We start from the raw sequence: 16,859 nt of genomic DNA, 5'->3' as shown, positions 1-16,859 counted from the left end.
CAGCGTTGGCCACAAGTTCGTCGGTGATGGCCTCGAGAATGGTGACGGCCAGTTCCGAAACAGTTTTGCCGGCGGTGGCGGACACGCTGCGAATGAGGTGCTGTTCGATATTTTCCAGCAGCCTGTCCAGCAGTTCGTCCACCATGACCGTGCGGTCGGTGAAGTGTCGGTAGACGGTGCCAACGCTCACTCCGGCCTCGGCGGCGATCCGGTTGGTCGAGGTGTTGGCGATCCCGCGTTCCCCGAACAGGCGTGCGGCGGTATCGAGGATGTGCTCCCTGGTCGCCTTCGCACGTTCCTGTGTCGGACGACGAGTCGACTTCATCGGGGGCCTCACGTACTCGCTCCTGCCCGGCGGCCTGGGAGGCCGGGTGTTGTGCGACCTGACGGTGCACCGATTGTTCCGCGTTCGACCTGCGTCATGCCGAGTCTCGCGTGCGTTCGGATTCGATCCACGCCGCGACCGCACGCGCGGTGATGGCGAGGGCCTGTGCACGTTGCTGGTTGTCGATCTCGAGCACCGACGCGCGGAGCGCTGCCGCGATCCCGGTGTTGATCAACACGATGCTCATGATGTCGTATTTGTGGTCGTCGCCTGGGCCGAGCAGCTGGATAACCAGCACCTTGGTGAAAAGACGTAGACGGAGTTCGAGTTCGGGGATGCCGGTGTCGTAGAACGAGACCCCCACCGAGAGCGCACGTATCAACTGGGTGTTGGCCACCAACTCGTCGGTGATGACCTCCAGAATGGACGCCACCAGCTCTGCGGTGGTTTGCTCGGCGAGGCCGAACACACGCTGAGTGAAGCGTTGTTCGGCACTTTCCAGCAGCCGCTCGATCAGCTTGTCCACCATGACCGTGCGGTCGTTGAAGTGTTGGTAGACAGTGCCGACGCTCACTCCGGCGTCGGCGGCGATCCGGTTCATCGAGGTGTTGGCGATCCCGTGTTCTCCGAACAGGCGTGCGGCAGTGTCGAGAATGTGCTCCTGGGTCGTCTTGGCACGTTCCTGTGTTGGACGGCGGGTCCCGTTGTTCGGCGGCATCACATACTCCTGCCTGCTGTCGCTAGGAAAGGGCACCGTCGCCAACTCTACGGTCTGTGCGGGCGGCCGTGGCCCGGAACTGCCGCAACGAGGGCAACTGGCGCAGTCGCCGCATCCCCTGGCAGCGCGGCAGCAACGAGAAGGTGCGGGCCGCGTTGACAACGTCGGGCCCGGCGACGTATCGGGTCGGCAGGTCCGAGACTAATCCGAGAACCGCAGTACCCGGCGCAAGCGCCAGCAGTAGTGCCAGAGGGAGGCGGACCGGTTTGCGGATTGGATCGGTGGATGACTGGGAGGTGCGGAAGCTCAACCAATTTCGGGCTTTCGACTGAACGTCTACGGCACCTGCTGCGCGCGCAAGTCGGTCTGCCGTTCAGCCGCTACCGCCGGTGGCTGCGCCTGGGCGACGCGGTCGAAGCGATCCTCAACAGCGCCAGCTTCACCGATGCGGCCCACGCCAGCGCCTTCACCGACTCGGCCCACCTGGCCCACACGTTCCGGCAGGCATTCGGCGACTCGCTCAGCGGACGACTGCTCGATCCACAGGGTAGCCGGTTCATACAAGCGGTCCGCTGCCACGATTCCTAAATTGACGGCATCGCTCGTTCAATCCCGAGCGTCCAGGAGATGCCGTGAAACCTCTGGCGAAGCGCCTCGCTTCCCGCGCCCCCGTGCCCGTGCTGCTGTGCGCGGCCGCTGTCTTCATCACTTACGTCGCTGCGTTGCGCTGGTTCGATACCCGCGTCAACGTGCTCTCGGGCGGCGCGGGCAAGCCCGACCTGTTCATTTTCGCCGAGCCGCGAGTCATCCTCGACACGCTGACGCGCTATGGCGCCCAAGGCCGGGCCATGTATGTCCGGTCGACGTTGGCCGACACTGGTTTCGCCGTGAGCCTGGCATGCCTGGGCGCTCTGCTCCTGATCCAGGCGTGGCCGCAGCAGCGCTGGATGCTTTGGCTGCCCCTGGCCTTCTGTGCCCTGGATCTGGTCGAGAATGCCGGCTTGCTGGTGATGGTGGCACGCTTCCCCGCGTTCTCGCCGACGCTGGGCTGGTTTGCCTCGATTGTGACCAGCGCCGAGCTCATTGCGCTGGTGTCGAGCTACGCACTGATGGCGGCTGCCGTGGTGCGGCTCATGTCCGCCGCCTGGCCGCGACGGCACCCGCCCGGCCCAGACCCGGTGGGTAAGAACGACACTCAGCCCTTCCTCGCGCCGCTGGTCGCGGTGACGGCGGCGCTGTGCACTGTGCTCGCGTCTGTGCAATCGCTGATCTGGAATGGCCCCGAAGCCGCCGGCTGGATGGATGGTGTGCCGTGGTCACATACCCTGATCACTGTCGCCGAGCAGGTCGGCCTGGGTACGCCGTACTTCTTCTACGGCCGCCTCTTCATCCTCGTGTACGTGGGCGTGACGGCCACCCTATGGCTGCTGTCGCGCAGTCGCGGCTGGCTCACCTGGCCTACGATGCGCTGGCTGCTCGCCAGCCTGACAATGGCGGCCTGGGGTGACGTTCTGGCGTACTGGGGCGGCCAGTGGTTCGGTGATCCCGTCCATTTCGTGGGTTTCTGGCTGACCGAGGTACCCGCCCTGGTGATTGTCGCGTGTGCGGGAACTGCCTTCGGTGTCAGCCTGCGCTACGCCGGCTACCGTGGATCGTGGCTGTACTCGTGGCTCCTGCTGGCCCCCGCGATGCTGTTCGCCACGGCCGCACTGCAGTACATGCCGCACGGCCCGATGCTTGCGGTGGCTCTGGCATGTCTCGCACTGGTCTTCGGTGCGCCTCGTGCGGCGCGGCAGGTCCCACAACCGACCGTGACCCCGACCAACCCTCTCCCGCGGTCCGGGGATTGAGATGCCCCGTGCGGGAAGCAGCCGACGGCCAGCCCACCGACGATGGATTTGCCCGCGATCAGGGGCATCTGAGCATCCCAAGGTCTCAGGCTGTTCTGGGTGCGGTGAGTACAGCCTCGATGAGCCGTTGTGCTGCCGCGTCACAGCGATGCGGATCGTCGGTGACGAGCCGGTCGAGCAAGAGCCCTTTGAGACCCGAGGCCAGCACGGTCGCATCGATACGGGCGTGCACCGGATCTCGTCCCGCGGCGGTCAGAAGCTCGGTTGCGTAATCCACCCACGCCAGGATCGCCTCGCGCGCGGCGGAGTGTTCGGGCGCCTCACGGGTCAATCCGGCGGCGAGCAGGTGATACATGACCGTGAAGTGTGTGCGCTGTTCGACCGCGGTCATCGCCGCCCACGCCGCCGCGGCGGCCTCGGCAGGATTCAGGGCGGGGGAACCGGACAATTGTTGTTGCATTTGCCGGCGATGCTCAGCGAAGGCGGCAGACAGGAGTTGCTCGCGGCCGCCGAAGTAGTGCACGAGCATTCGAGCGCTCGTGCCGATGCGGTCGGCCAGGCGGCGCAGGGTGAAGTCGACGAGACCGTAGCGTGCGAAGTCGTCGAGTGTGGCTCGCAGAAGTTCGTCGCGTCGGGCGGAATCTCTGGGATTGGGATCTGGTCGGTCATCCACCTCTTGACTGTAACATTTGTTACATCTAGGGTTCGGGCTATGGATGTAACAAATGCTTCATCGCTTGGTGTGGAAGCTGAAGTCGCCGAGCACACGGCGTTCATGCTGTTGACGGCGCTGCCCGACTGGCTTTCTCTGAGCCGGCCGGAGCGGCGTCGCATCGCCGATCCCGCCCTCGGTGTCGCATTCGCCGATCGGCCGAGCACCGCGATGCGATTCTTCGATGCCGAGGCCTTCAGCGCCCGGTGCAGCAACATAGCCGTGTTCACCACCGACCTGGCTGAGTACTACCCGGTGATCGAGCGGCTGCGTGATTCCGCACTGTTCACCACGCCCGACTTCCGGCTCGAGGACCTGATCTTGGCCGTGGAAGACGGGCACAGGGCCGCAGAATGAACCCGACGATCTCTCCGCGGTCGGCGTTGGTCACCGGCGGTAGTAGCGGCGTCGGATTCGCTCTGGCGCAGCAGCTCGCCGCGGCCGGCTATCACGTCCTGATCTGTGGCCGTGACCCCGACCGGCTCGCGAACGCGGCCGCGCGCATCCCTAGGTTGCGGACTGTGCGCGCGAATCTGGCAGACCCCGCGGACGTCGATCGCGTTGCCTCGATCGCGGCCGGGATGCCCGGGTTGGATCTGGTGATCAACAATGCCGCAGTACAGTTCGATCGCCAATGGATGGCAACCAACACCGACGAACTGGTGGGCGACCTTATCGAGGAGCTTGGAGCCAACCTGGCCGCGCCACTGCGCCTGACCGCACGGCTGCTTCCCATACTGGCCGATGCGCCGCGGGCAACGGTCGTCAACATCACCTCGGCGCTGGGAGTAGTGCCCAAACGCTCTGCGCCGGTCTATTGCGCGGCCAAAGCCGGCTTGATCGCCGCGACCGCCTCCCTGCAACGCCAACTCGCCCGCGATGCCCCTACCGTACGGGTCGTCGAGGCAATGCTGCCGTTGGTCGACACCGCAATGACCGCCGGGCGCGGACGCGGCAAGATCAGCCCAGCAGCGGCGGCAGCAGCAGTGCTGGCAGGACTGCAGAAGCGACGCATCCGTCGGATCCGGGTCGGTCTTGTCTATGTGCTGCTCGGTGTTCACCGGCTCTCACCCGCACTCGCGGGACGACTCGTCTCCGATTGACCGGCTAGAGCCGAACACGTCTGTAGCCGCGGCACGTCTGCCGAAAACCAGCCACCCCAGCCCCGGACGCCCACCCGGACGGACTGGCACCCCAGCGCCGCGCCATCACATCGGTTCAGAAATTCGCAAAACAGACACGTCTGGAACCGGGGGCCGGGAGAAGAAGAGGTCGGGTGGCCCTGGGGAATCTCGCCCCAGGGGTCCCACAGAACCGTGCTTAAAGTCGCCCGTTACACGGCTCTTCTCATCAGATCCGTCAGAACGCGGTCATCCAGGCCCAGTGGGCGAATAGGCGGGGCTGGCAGTGCAGCAGCCCGTTCCACCACTGTTTCACCTTCTTGAACGACCGCAACCATTTGAACTTCCGCCGCGCCCACCGCACCAAGTAGGTGTTTATGCGTCGCAGCACGATGTAGAGTCCGCTCCGATAGAACTTGCCGTAATAGGTCATCCAGCCGCGCACGATCGGATTGATCCACGCCGCCAGCCCGCCAGATCTTCGGCGGTTCGCCGATGCAGACGACAACCCCCCGACGCTCAGTCGCGCAATGCACGACGGCATCATCGGCGTAACGCTCGAAATCCACGGTCGGGAACTCGCGCTCCACCATGTGATGCCCGGGGCACCGAAGGGGGTCGCCGTGCACGAACAGGGCCAGACGTCCGGTGTTCGTCTGATTCCGGCGCTGACCCGGCTCTGCGGCACTCGCCCCGGCAAGGTGTACCGCACCCCGCCTGGAGCCGCTCAACCACCTCCAGGTCGACCTCGTTGCGCAGGCTGCCGGCGGTGACGACTCCGAACTGGAAGCGAGGAGTCGTGCGCACCATGAAGGGTGTCGCCACCGCCGCGTGCGCCTCGGACTAGCCGATAGGCAGGCAGAAGGTGTTCTCGGCCGAGCCAAGGGGGATGGGAATACACAATTCCACCGAGCCCGTAACGGGGGTGGCCGCGGGCGCATCCGCTGAGGCCGTGCCGACGCCGAGAGCGGTGGCCGACAGCGCGAATGCGACGACGGCGAGCGGACGGATAATTCTCGAGTTCATACAGTCATCCTCAGTCGTGTTATATGAAAAGCCTCAGGCCCGAGACGGCCCAATCAGATCACAACCCTGGCGACCATTGCACGTCGTTTTCAAGAATTCGGGATTCCAATATCAAATATTTACGAAACCATCGTGAACAGTCACAATAATTGATTGGCATTCACATTAACTGTGTAGTGAATATACACGATAATTCTGTCGATTGATTGTGGTCTTTCGTCACCGACATCCATACCTCGAGTTCGGCCACGAGGGCATGCTGTGCCACGCCGGGGTTGTGACGCCGAGGAAGACACTGCCGTTCGGAATAGTGCCGGTCACAAACATCCGTTCAACCCGATTTTCGCTGCGCTGTTGCCAGTACTTTGATCTTGTAAACTCCTATGTCTGAGAGCCTGCCGGACGCTGATGTCTCGGACTCGCTTGTCCCGCAGCTGCTTTCGATGCCTGGAGAACATGTTCGACCGACCGGACCGGCCCGTAGGCCTGGTGAAGGAGAAATATGTCCACCGACACCGATGCGACCCCTATATCGGACATCCCACCGGGGAGCGCCTGGCCCGAACGGCTTTCGTCGATCTCCCGCCATGATTTGCCCGCCTCGATCGTGGTGTTCCTTGTGGCTCTGCCGTTGTCGCTGGGCATTGCCATCGCCTCCGATGCCCCTATCGCCGCCGGGCTGATCGCGGCCGCGGTGGGTGGCATCGTGGTCGGCTTTCTCGGTGGAAGCCCGATGCAGGTCAGCGGGCCGGCGGCCGGCCTCACCGTGGTCGTCGCCGAGGTCATTCACCAGTTCGGCTGGCAGACAACCTGTTTCATCACCGCCGCAGCCGGCCTGTTGCAGATCGTGTTCGGAGTGAGCCGGATCGCGCGTGCCGCGCTGGCGATAGCGCCGGTCGTCGTGCATGCCATGCTCGCCGGTATCGGTGTCACCATCGCATTGCAGCAGGTGCACGTACTTCTGGGCGGGGCGTCGCGCAGCTCGGCCTTCGAGAACATCACCGAACTACCCGGTCAGCTGCTGACCCCGCACGGTGACGACTTCGTCATCGGCCTGATCGTCATCGGCATCATCGTCGCCTGGCGCCGGGTACCCGACAAGGTTCGCCTGATCCCGGGCCCGCTGGTCGCGGTGCTGGTGGGTACGGTGCTGTCGCTGGTGCTGCCTGGCAATCCGGACCGCATCAAGCTCGACAGCTCGCTGTTCGACGCCATCGGCCTGCCCGCTCTGCCGAGCGGCAACTGGGGTGGGGTGGTGCCGGCGGTGCTGACCATCGCCCTGATCGCCAGCGTGGAGAGCCTGCTGTCAGCGGTGGCCGTGGACAAGCTGCACACTGGCGGGCGCACCAACTTCGACCGCGAGCTGCTGGCCCAGGGCGCGGCCAACATGACCTCCGGCATGCTCGGTGGCCTCCCGGTCACGGGCGTGATCGTGCGCAGCTCCACCAACGTGGCCGCCGGTGCGCGCACCCGGGCCTCGACGATTCTGCACGGCGTGTGGATTCTCGTGTTCTCCATTGCGCTCGTCGGCGTCGTACAGCAGGTCCCGAAGTCGGCGCTGGCCGGGTTACTCATCGTGGTGGGCGTCCAGCTGGTGAAGCTGGCCCACATCCAGCTCGCCCATCGCACCGGCGACCTGGCGGTATACGCGGTGACCATGGTCAGCGTGGTGTTTCTGAACCTGCTCGAGGGCGTGCTGCTCGGCCTGGCTATGGCGTTCGCGATGCTGCTGTGGCGAGTGGTGAAGGTATCGGTACGGGCCACACCGGTGGCGGGCACCGACCGCTGGATCGTCCGCGTCGACGGCACGTGCACGTTCCTGGCGCTGCCGAAGCTGACCAAGGAGCTGGCCACGGTGCCGGCCGGTACCGACGTGCTTGTCGAGTTGACCGTCGACTTCCTCGACCACGCCGGCTACGAGGCCATCCACGACTGGGCCCGCCAGCACGAAAGTACCGGTGGGAACGTGGAATTCGTCGAGATCGGAACCGCCCGCATGGAACACGCCATGACCCGACCGCCTCGGCGCGGCCGGGCGCGCGGCATTCTCGACGAGGTGCTCGGCCCGTGGCGCGAGCGCAACGGCGACGCGGTCGCAGCCGGGGTGGCCGCCTACCATCGCAGCCACGCCCACGTGATGCGGCCGCACCTGGACCAGCTGCGCGACCGGCAAGATCCGCACTCGCTGTTCCTCACCTGTGCCGACTCGCGCATCGTGCCGAATGTGATCACCAACAGCGGTCCCGGTGACCTGTTCACCGTCCGCAACGTCGGCAACCTGCACCCCGCAGACGGATCCGACGCCTCGGTCGAGGCGGCCCTGTCCTTCGCGGTGGACAACCTGAAGGTGCACAACGTGGTGGTGTGCGGCCATTCCTCCTGCGGTGCCATGAAGACCCTGCTGGCCGGCACCTCCGCCGGACCGGGACTGGACACCTGGCTCGCCCATGCCCGCCCAAGCCTGGATGCCTACCGCGCCGGGCACCCGGTGCGGGCCGTTGCGGCGGCCGCGGGATACGACGAAACCGCCCAGCTGAGCATGGTCAACGTCGCCGTTCAGCTCGAGATCCTGCAACGCCACCCGGTGATCCGTCAGGCCGCCGCCGCACGCGGCCTGACGGTATCGGGCCTATTCTTCGACATCTCCACCGCGTGCGTGCTCGAGGTCACCACCGACAGCATCAGCGAAATCGGCCGCGGCCCATTGAAGGGCGCAATCGACGCCGATCGCGGCAAGAGCGGTTCGACTGGCATCAGGCCGACACGTTCACCGGCCCAATCACGCACCGCCTGACAGGCCGATTCGGGACTCCCGGACGAGCATCAGAGCCATCGGCACTCGGGCCGCGAACTCGACGTCCTCGGCCACGTCCGGCGCGGTGAAGCCGCTTCTGACCAACGGCTTCTAGATTTCCACCGATCCACTGTTCGTGGAGAAAGTGGTGATCTCTTTGGCTCGTACCATAATGCGCACGAGTGGGTGGTGTTGTGTGTGGACCAAACGAGCTGGGTCCTGGCTACGCGGTTGACTGCGATGATCCACTATTCCGATCCCATCTGTCCTATCGGATGATTCCTGCCCGGGTCGAGCCACCAAGCGACAGCTTTCCAATCAGCAGAAGTCATCCCTGTACCAGCGCCCTCCCCAGCGCAGCATGTGCGCAGGCGGTGGCGCCTTTCGATTGCCGATGGCAACTCTCTCCCGCATCGACGGCAATGAATATAATCCATTAGGTGAACCGGTTTCATCTGGTCGGGCTCCCGAGCGCGGAGGCGCAGAGGTTATCGATATTGCGGGCCCTGACGTCGTTTCAGGGAAACTATGGCTAGGGCCCGTTTCGAGGTCCACGTCATTGTGGACCGTCATCGGCGTCGTTGCCGGACGGCGGGGCGTCGAGCACCCACACCTGAAACGGGCATTCCGGAAGAACTGGAGCGGCGCGAAGTTCTGATCGGTCTGTCGCGGGCGCCGCCTGTTGGAGACGACAGTTCTCATGGTTCCCCGGCCATCCTGCGTCATCCGATTCCCCTCCATCCCAAGGGCAATTGGAGGCGCCGTTCCCGGATCTGGTCCACCATTTCTGCGTATCCCTCGCGAGCTTCGCCCAGGTGAAACCATGCTTGGTGCCGCTTTTCGGCTTCCGTTGAATGCAGAACTGTCCACCACGCCTCCGCGAAGGTCTTTGCGATGTGGTTGATCACCTCGCCCAACGAGTGTGTGTGTTTGCGCGCGCCTTTCGTGCGCGGTACGTAGCGTGCCGCCCACACATTGATATCATCGACAACTTCCTCGATACGCGCCCGGACTTGCTCACAAGTGATGCCGACTCGTTGAAGCTCGCGGTCGAGCATGAAATGTATTAGTTCGGCGTGCAGGTCGCTGAGATCCCGCGCCCAACCAACAAGGGGTGTCGTATTGTCACAGCGACCCGAAATCGCCTGAAGCAGATGTTCGGGCTCCAATAACGGCACCGCCCTGTTCGACGAAGGCTGTTCGGGCAGCTCAGTGATCAGTGACGCATATCCGTGTATATACATCGCTCACTACCTCACCGGGTTGCCTCCAAGGGCGGCGCCGCGCTCCACGATCCTTACCGCGCCGATCCAGGGGACCAATCGGTGAACGTCCGTCGCTGCCGAATACAACGGCAAAGCCGAAGGTGCCACCGAGGTCGGCACCAGCATGCAACATCAAGTTCATCATGGCCTCCTGCTGAACATCCATAAAAGAACGATGTACTCAGCATGACAGTTGTACCTGGCCGCCGGAATCCGTAAGTTGACCGATATTGCGCAAACGGGCGCACCGACGCGAGAGTGTGGCATTACTGCGCTCGGCAGTGGCCGATCCGGGCGGGTTCGCCAGCGCGGCGTGGGTGCGCCACGACCGACCGATGAGTGCCGAACCGATCCTCGCTGGCCACGGAGTCGGTGATCTTCGAGATCGTCTTCCGCAGACGTCGGTGTCACCGACACTGCCTCGCGCGAGTTCCAGCCACTGGAGTGTGTCCCTCGAGTGGAGCAGGAGTGGGACCCGTGCCCCGATTGCGAGGTTTCACGCAAAAGGAACACCGCTGAGTGGACCGGCGGCACGCCGGTGACTCCGCGGTGTCCTGCAACGGGCTCCTGAGTTCGCCCGCCACGGCGAATTTGGGGGCGGCAGGTAAGGGACTGTTGCCGAGGTGTTTTCGGTCGATATTCAGTTCGTCTTCACTCTGGGAATCACGCCTGAATCACTCCGGTGAACAAGAGGACCGCTGGAACGAGTGCGGTGCCGATCGCTTCGGCTACTGCGACCAGCGCGGTGGCGCGGATAAGGGGTCTGCCCAGTCCAAGGGTAAGGAAGAACAGGAACCACAGCCCGGCCCATGCGAACCAGCTGATCGCGATCCAGTGGCCGAAGGTACCGCGGGCGATCGACAGCGAATGGATACCAACGGGAAGGGCGATCCCCGTCACCACGAGTGAGAACCACCCCAGTGCGGTTCCGCTGGCTCCGGTGAACTGGTTGGCACCTACCCACAGATATGTCAGCGCGAACAGTCCGATATAGGCCGCGGGTGCCGCGCTCGCGGTGTCGGGACTCTTCGCCAGAGTTGACGCGATGATCACCGCACCGAGGAACCCGGTGAACAAGTTGACAACTGCAATGTCTTTGCCAGCCAGCTGAACCGAGGAATCCAACGTGGTGGAACGCCACATCCAGATTCCGTTGACGAACAGGCTCGCGCCGACGAACACAAGAAATACTGGGAGCATTTCTGGGCACGCTTTCGTGACAGGGTTGTGGCGCCGCCTTTCCGGCGCCACAACCGATTGGCGGTCCGCTAGGAGGCGGAGTTGGTCGCTGACTCTGGGGCTTCGGACGCGCCCGCCGGTGCGGGGCCGTCCTTCAGGAACCGGTCGAGAACATTGCGCGTCAGCCGGGAGACGTTGTTGTCGTAGTGGTTGTGCGACAACGAACCGCAGTATGCGATCGAGCTACAGGACCAGACGCCTCCGCCGCCCTCGGTCGGGAAGTAGGTGATGTCGCCACGCACCCGACCGTTCTGGGTCCCGCCGGTACCGGGGACGTTGAAGTACAGTTCCTCGGCGACTTCGAGGTAGACGTCGGTGTGTCCCTCGGATGTCGCGCCGATGACCGTTTCGGGCGGCGTTCCCAGCGAGGCGTCGTAGATGTCGAGTTCTAGTCCGGCGGCGCCGTCGCCCACCAGTCCGAAGTCGCCGATGCGTTCGTGGCGGCCGATACCGTCGAACATCCAGTCGGCGGCGCCGCCGAGTCCGTCGGCGGTGCGGCGGAAGTACGAGGAGACATCGAATCCTTCCGAGCCGAAGCCGACCCCGACCAGCCGCTGCGGCGCCCGGCCTCGATGCCGCCAGAGGGTGCCGTACTCGCCGGTGAAGGACAGGTGGTACTCGCCCGGCTTGCACTTCCAGGCGTTCGAGCCGTTGCCTTTGCGGACCTCGATCAGGCTCGGGTCCTCGGGATCGAAGTTGATCACCCAGTAGAAGCCGTTGGCGCCGAGATACATCAGTCGGCCGCCCTCGGCGGTGTGCTGGTGGACCGCGTCGAGCATCTGTTCCGAGTAGTACTCGGGATGCGAACCGGTCAGCACGACGCGATAGGGGGCGATCGCATCCACGCCCTGAAGATGGAGATCTTCGTCGGTGACGACATCGAACTCATAGCCGAGTTCGGTGAGCCAGTCGATCAGGTGCAGGTCGGCGTTGAACTGCCACAGCGACGGTGAGAGCCAGTGCCGAAAGCCGGGCCGCATGTTGAGGATCGGTCGCTGCCTAGTGGAGTATGCGACACCGGATCCGTCGGTGTGCTGATCGTAGGTGGACAGGCCGAACTCACGGTGCTCGCTGAGGACGATGTTGTTCTGTTCGAGAACGGGAGCCCTGGCGACGAACAGCTGTGCGAGCGGAGCCGAGAGGCTCACGTGGTCGTTCGCGTACGCCATGTAGCTGGCCGTGGGCGCCAGAAAACAGATCTTCTTCTCGCTTCCCACCTCGGCTTTGACATAGAACGGGACATAATCCACGTCGTTATCGGCGACCAGCCGGGCCGCGTACAGACCGGACGGCAGACCTTCAGGAACAGTGAGGGTGAAGTCGATCTCCCATTCCGCGTCCGCGAGGTCGTCGTCGTGGAAGTGGATAGCTCCGTACTCGGAAGGCGCGTGGATGAAGTTCTGTTCCTTCGCCTGCCAGTTGTAGCCGGTCACCGCCCTCGTGGGCATGTTGACCGCGGTGCCGTGCAGACCGTGGCGGGACACGTCGGTGATTCGGCGTGGCTGTTTGATGCCCTCCGGCGTGATCTCGGCGTCGAAGTTCCACGCGGCGATCAGGGATGGGCCTCGCGGGTTCTCGATCTGACCTTCAGCCTCGGAGGGAGACAGGGCGATCGAGTGCACTCGAGGACGATCGAGCTTTCCGTTGAAGTGGTTCCCGACGATGATCCGGCCGGTGTCGGCGACGTGATCCACCTGTCCGGCGATAACCAAGGGCACATCGGTGGGTGCGGGAACCAGCGAGCTGTTCGCACTCACGATCGCGGTGGTAGAGGCGAATGAGGAGGCCACCGCGAAGCGGCTATTGGTCGGCGTGACGACGGGTACTTGGGAGACGGTGAGTGTGCCGTTGGCTGTACGCGAGCCGGTGACCAGGTACCACAAGCCGGAGATCAGCGGTGCCCGGGCACTGAGCCGCTGCGTGTTCCCCGCGCCGCTGCCCACCCACAGCTGGGTTGAGCCATCTTCGCCGATGAACAGTCCGATGCCGGCATCGGAGGCACCGTCCCACTTGGTGATCAGGCCTTGGACGCCCCGCTCAGGAGTGGTCGGGAAAACCAGTGTCTGCAGGGTCCACTCGGTGGTCAGGTCCAGCCGGCGATGGTGCGGGACCGTGACGTGCGATCCGCTGTGCACTCGCTGGATTCGGCCAGGGAAGTCGTCGTCGACGTGCGTGGCCACCGGCTCGATCTTCTCCCCCGGGCCGTCCGGGTTCGTGTCGCCATGGATGAGCTTGACGATGTCGGCGTGATAGGTCGGGGTTTCACAGCTGACAGCGAAGTCGATCCGCTCCCCCGGACGGGCGGACAGTTGCTTGGAATAGCCGAGTACCTTCATCGGTCATGCCTCGATTTCATTGAGCAGGCCGTTGTCGCGCAGCCTCTTGACGAAGAGTCCGTGCTCGGCCTCGAAACGATCAGAATATGTGTCATCGAGCAGACGCGGTGGCTGATGTGGCTCGCCGGTAATCTCGGCGATGCGCCACTCCTGGTGTGGGATGGTGCAAACGAGGATATATTTGCCGACCATGCTCAAATGGTGTTTGCGGAGGTAGATCAGGACGCGTTCGAGATCGTCCGAATGCTTCCCTACGGGTAGCCGGCGATGTTCCTCGATGATCGCATTGGTAATGCGCGGTCGGATCTCGTTGTCGAGGATGTAGTCTTCGGCCTGCCGAAAGGCGACAGCCTCTCTCTCGTACTGCTGGGTCAAAGTAGGCAAGATCATCTTGTTCTCCAGATCCTGTGGGCTGGTAGCCGATCCGATCCGAATCGGCGTGATCGGGGATGCTATTGCTGCACGAGTCATCGAACATTGGGCATGAACCCATTTACAAAGGCGGTATCGTGTGGTACAAACCTGCCGGGCCTTGGCCCCGGCCCGAGAGGAGAAGGCGAATGGTCACCGCATTCGATGCACTCGCCGCGATTGGGGTAAAACTCGCCGACCGCAGGCCCAGCGCCGATCTCCATCGGGAGGTCGCGCACATCTTCCGGTCAGCGTCACACGGCGACACCATTGCGCTGTCTCAGTTCAATCCAGTGACTGGGCAGCACGACACGGTCATCAACCTGGAATATCCGAAAGCTGTTCTGCACCACCTCAACACCTGGTTCGTGGAGCACGACGAAGTGTATCGGCATATGCGGACCGTGGATCGGAGACCGTTGCGGTGGAAAGACATGCCGTTCCGCTACGAGTCGATGTTCTCCGCCGAACATGTCTTCAGGCCCTCCGGATTCAACGAAGGTGTCACGGTCTGCCTGTACAACCAAGACGGCCGATACACCGGTGCCCTACATACAAGCACCACGGACCGTAACCAGCCGCCAGACGAGGCGATGCAATTGCTGTCGGCCTCGCAAACGCTTCTCGGAACACTCATCGACTGGTGGTCGACGAGCGATACGCACTCGACCGAAGACGAGGATGCACTGCGGGTCGTGGTCGACCCGACCCGCAAACTGTGGTTTCACCCGTCATCAGCGGAGCCCACGAAGGAACTCCTCGACGAAGTGATCTCGGTTTCGCTTCCCAGGTCGCTGATGAGCATTCCCGACCGTGCGTATCTCCATTGGCAGGGCTCGACGTTCGTGGTCCGGTCCTGTCGCAGAGGAGATCACGTTGTGCTCGATGTGCGCGCTGAGGAAGTGCCTGCCCGCTTGACTGCTAGGGAACTGGATATCTCTACGCTGCTCATCGAAGGTTTGACCAACGCCCAGATCGCGGAAACCCTCCGCATCTCAACGAAGACCGCCTCTCGTCACGTCGAAAACATCATGGCCAAACTGGGCGTTTCCAACCGCGCCACCGCCGCCGTAAGGTGTGCCGAAGTGGGCCTCCGCAGTTGGGAATTCACAGACCGGATTGCACGCTGAGGCCCCGATGTCCGAGCCAGCGGACTGCTGTGATTCGAGCAATCACAACCGCGATCCGCTGACTGAGGATTCGGCAATACGTCGAAGAATTGGTGTCCCTTGGCGACGAAACCCAGGAGTGGCTCACCGACAAAATCCTCACTGCGCAAGGTATCCACCCGGACAGCAGCGACATCGCGCCTGATCATCGGCGCCCCGTACGTATTCAGTCAGGACCAACGCGCGTGTTCATGATGTCGGCAGCGGGAGTTGCGCACCAGGCGCCGAGCCTGTGAAATCCCGGTTGTTGTCGAAGTTGCTTTCCGAGGATGCACCTTTGGGCTGCCCAGGGCATGCTCTCTGGCCGACAAACACGGCGCGGCGCGGCTCGAATTGGCCTACCCCAAGCGATCGCCGTCGGGATCTGTCCGCCTCCGGCGACACCTGCACCACCCGATTTTCGCATCGCCTCGTCGACGGCTGCGAATGTACGAACCAGCGCAAGCCAGTGGCGACCCGAGGATGCTGCGCCGTTTCCGACCAGTGTGCGTGCCGCGGGTGGTCGGCGTTCAGGCAATGCCGGGTTGCTCTCCCAACAGCAGGCCTTCGTTGACCGCCATCGCCGCGAGTTGTGCTCTGGAGGCACAGCCGAGCTTGCCGAGAAGGTGCTCCACGTGCGTCGAAACAGTCCGCGGACTCACGTAGAGCCGCTTCCCGATCTCAGGGTTCGAGAGGCCGGATGCGACGAGGTGAAGGATCTCCAGCTCGCGCGCTGTCAAACAGTAGGGCGACGGAACAGTCTGTTCCGTGATCAGTGATAAACCCCCGCGGCACGGGATCACTTCGATCCGGTGACACAATCCGATCGGGTCGCGCCAGAGGAAACGGCGGCGATTGTGCCGTCCGTGCGACTTGGCCAACACCCTCCGCAGCTCGGTTCCCTCGGCGAGTTCGGGGCCGCTGGCTCGTCCGGGAAGCTTCGTCGCGGTCCCGTGCGCTGACACGACGACAGCGTGGACGTCGGGTGCCAGCACTTCCGCCAGGACTTGCGGTGCCCGGAGCGTGTCGCAGACAAGGGCGAGGATGGGCTGGAACCGCTCGATGGTGTCCCGCCGGTCGTCGGTCGCCTCGCCGGGGCGAGACCAACTCATATGCAAGGAACCCGTGTATCGCCCGTCGCGGAGACGCAGACAGATGGTGGTCCCCTCGTGAAAGCCACTGGGGGCGAGGAATTCCTCCGCGGTCTGGGTCCTCGAGAAGTCCAAGTCCCACTCTCGGGCCATGTCGCGCCATCGCAGTGCACGCGAGAGTCTATGGATCAGGTGGAAGCCGGGGTTGTCCCTGACATACGCATCGTTGATGTGCGCGAGGGTGAGTTCGGGATAGCCGTCAGCGGCCAGGGCACGGTGAACATGGGATGACGTCGTAGGGTCCCAGGCGCACAGTGCGTACGCCGCACTGGGCACCAGCCCGCGGAGGATGGTCGACGCCTCCTCCGCGAGGGCCGTGGCTTCGTCTCTCGCGTCGGCCGCCGTGGCGGGGGTATCCAGGCGCTCCAGGATGGTTTCCATGCCCATGGCGATCACCAGGCTTCTATTTCGAGCTGCCCCCGGCCAGCAGTCCACTCCGTCGGTTGTGGGGAGAATTGTACGCGCGATCCGCGGCCTCGCCATACGTCAACTGACGTATAACAGCATACCCGCCGTCTCCTGCCGAATGCGCATATTCCAGCGGCTGGACTTCGCGCCGTACGGGTCCCGAACTCCATATACAGGGGCGCGAGACCCCTATCCCTGCCCACGACCCGCCCCTGAGTCGCTTCCGCACGGTGGACAACTTCTGGAATGGGGAAGGCGATGCGATCCGGGGGCTGGGGAAATCGCCCAGGCACGGCAGCCGCACTCTCGTCGACGAGCCCGTCGCTCACCGGCTCATCCCCACCGATGCGATCGT

16 protein-coding genes are annotated in these 16,859 nt (G+C 63.8%); 6 read left to right on the top strand and 10 right to left on the bottom strand.

Going from position 1 to position 16,859, the window contains the following annotated elements:
• Positions 1-337: TetR/AcrR family transcriptional regulator (locus ON19_RS15110; RefSeq protein ID WP_255218390.1), on the bottom strand; the 337-nt coding region annotated here is incomplete at its 3' end.
• A gap of 82 nt (positions 338-419) precedes the next feature.
• Positions 420-1,079 carry a TetR/AcrR family transcriptional regulator gene (locus tag ON19_RS15105; protein WP_227954847.1) on the bottom strand — a complete coding sequence of 220 codons (660 nt, stop codon included), beginning with the start codon at positions 1,077-1,079 and terminating at the stop codon, positions 420-422.
• A 249-nt stretch (positions 1,080-1,328) separates the two neighbouring features.
• On the opposite strand from ON19_RS15105, the gene ON19_RS15100 reads away from it, so the two are divergent.
• Positions 1,329-1,631: a helix-turn-helix domain-containing protein gene (locus ON19_RS15100; RefSeq protein ID WP_043691895.1), complete on the top strand. Its 303-nt coding sequence runs from the start codon at positions 1,329-1,331 to the stop codon at positions 1,629-1,631.
• Positions 1,632-1,675: 44 nt separating this feature from the next.
• On the top strand, positions 1,676-2,893 hold the full coding sequence (locus tag ON19_RS15095; protein WP_043691892.1) for a hypothetical protein: 1,218 nt from the start codon (positions 1,676-1,678) through the stop codon (positions 2,891-2,893).
• Between the two features lie 85 nt (positions 2,894-2,978).
• Here the strand turns inward: ON19_RS15095 and ON19_RS43785 are convergent, their stop codons facing one another.
• Complete coding sequence (locus tag ON19_RS43785) at positions 2,979-3,461, bottom strand: TetR/AcrR family transcriptional regulator (protein WP_368854285.1); 483 nt, start codon at positions 3,459-3,461, stop codon at positions 2,979-2,981.
• On the opposite strand from ON19_RS43785, the gene ON19_RS43780 reads away from it, so the two are divergent.
• Both ON19_RS43780 and ON19_RS15080 read left to right on the top strand, forming a co-directional pair.
• Positions 3,342-3,962 carry a darcynin family protein gene (locus tag ON19_RS43780; protein WP_255218389.1) on the top strand — a complete coding sequence of 207 codons (621 nt, stop codon included), beginning with the start codon at positions 3,342-3,344 and terminating at the stop codon, positions 3,960-3,962. The two genes, ON19_RS43785 and ON19_RS43780, sit on opposite strands and share 120 nt — an antisense overlap.
• A complete protein-coding gene (locus tag ON19_RS15080; RefSeq protein ID WP_043691885.1) occupies positions 3,959-4,708 on the top strand; it encodes an SDR family NAD(P)-dependent oxidoreductase in 750 nt (249 codons plus the stop codon). Before ON19_RS43780 ends, ON19_RS15080 begins: the two co-directional genes overlap by 4 nt.
• Before the next feature lie 256 nt (positions 4,709-4,964).
• Here the strand turns inward: ON19_RS15080 and ON19_RS41350 are convergent, their stop codons facing one another.
• Positions 4,965-5,234: a group II intron maturase-specific domain-containing protein gene (locus ON19_RS41350; RefSeq protein WP_218006420.1), complete on the bottom strand. Its 270-nt coding sequence runs from the start codon at positions 5,232-5,234 to the stop codon at positions 4,965-4,967.
• 335 nt (positions 5,235-5,569) lie between these two features.
• Positions 5,570-5,752 carry a hypothetical protein gene (locus ON19_RS40265; protein WP_040786861.1) on the bottom strand — a complete coding sequence of 61 codons (183 nt, stop codon included), beginning with the start codon at positions 5,750-5,752 and terminating at the stop codon, positions 5,570-5,572.
• 502 nt (positions 5,753-6,254) lie between these two features.
• On the opposite strand from ON19_RS40265, the gene ON19_RS15070 reads away from it, so the two are divergent.
• The gene (locus ON19_RS15070) at positions 6,255-8,546 is read left to right on the top strand and encodes a SulP family inorganic anion transporter (RefSeq protein ID WP_051168897.1); all 2,292 of its coding nucleotides are present in this window, start codon (positions 6,255-6,257) and stop codon (positions 8,544-8,546) included.
• A gap of 722 nt (positions 8,547-9,268) precedes the next feature.
• Here the strand turns inward: ON19_RS15070 and ON19_RS41890 are convergent.
• The 4 genes from ON19_RS41890 to ON19_RS15055 form a co-directional block, all read right to left on the bottom strand.
• Positions 9,269-9,790 (bottom strand): hypothetical protein, encoded by a 522-nt coding sequence (locus ON19_RS41890; protein ID WP_157229713.1) that lies wholly within the window; start codon positions 9,788-9,790, stop codon positions 9,269-9,271.
• A 684-nt stretch (positions 9,791-10,474) separates the two neighbouring features.
• A complete protein-coding gene (locus tag ON19_RS15065; protein WP_043691881.1) occupies positions 10,475-11,011 on the bottom strand; it encodes an AmiS/UreI family transporter in 537 nt (178 codons plus the stop codon).
• 68 nt (positions 11,012-11,079) lie between these two features.
• A complete protein-coding gene (locus tag ON19_RS15060; protein WP_043691880.1) occupies positions 11,080-13,386 on the bottom strand; it encodes a N,N-dimethylformamidase beta subunit family domain-containing protein in 2,307 nt (768 codons plus the stop codon).
• A 3-nt stretch (positions 13,387-13,389) separates the two neighbouring features.
• Complete coding sequence (locus ON19_RS15055) at positions 13,390-13,761, bottom strand: N,N-dimethylformamidase alpha subunit family protein (RefSeq protein WP_157229712.1); 372 nt, start codon at positions 13,759-13,761, stop codon at positions 13,390-13,392.
• A 185-nt stretch (positions 13,762-13,946) separates the two neighbouring features.
• Here ON19_RS15055 and ON19_RS15050 point away from each other — a divergent pair, with 185 nt between their 5' ends.
• Positions 13,947-14,927 (top strand): response regulator transcription factor, encoded by a 981-nt coding sequence (locus ON19_RS15050; protein ID WP_043691870.1) that lies wholly within the window; start codon positions 13,947-13,949, stop codon positions 14,925-14,927.
• Positions 14,928-15,475: 548 nt separating this feature from the next.
• Here the strand turns inward: ON19_RS15050 and ON19_RS15045 are convergent.
• Positions 15,476-16,483, bottom strand: a complete 1,008-nt coding sequence (locus tag ON19_RS15045) for a helix-turn-helix transcriptional regulator (protein ID WP_227955034.1) — start codon at positions 16,481-16,483, stop codon at positions 15,476-15,478.
• Positions 16,484-16,859: the final 376 nt, after the last annotated feature.

This window comes from Nocardia abscessus NBRC 100374 (assembly GCF_000308455.1).
In the GTDB taxonomy this organism is placed as follows: Bacteria; Actinomycetota; Actinomycetes; order Mycobacteriales; family Mycobacteriaceae; genus Nocardia; species Nocardia abscessus.
The sequence above is the reverse complement of the archived record's forward strand: the minus strand, read 5'-3'. Positions and strand labels throughout refer to the sequence as shown.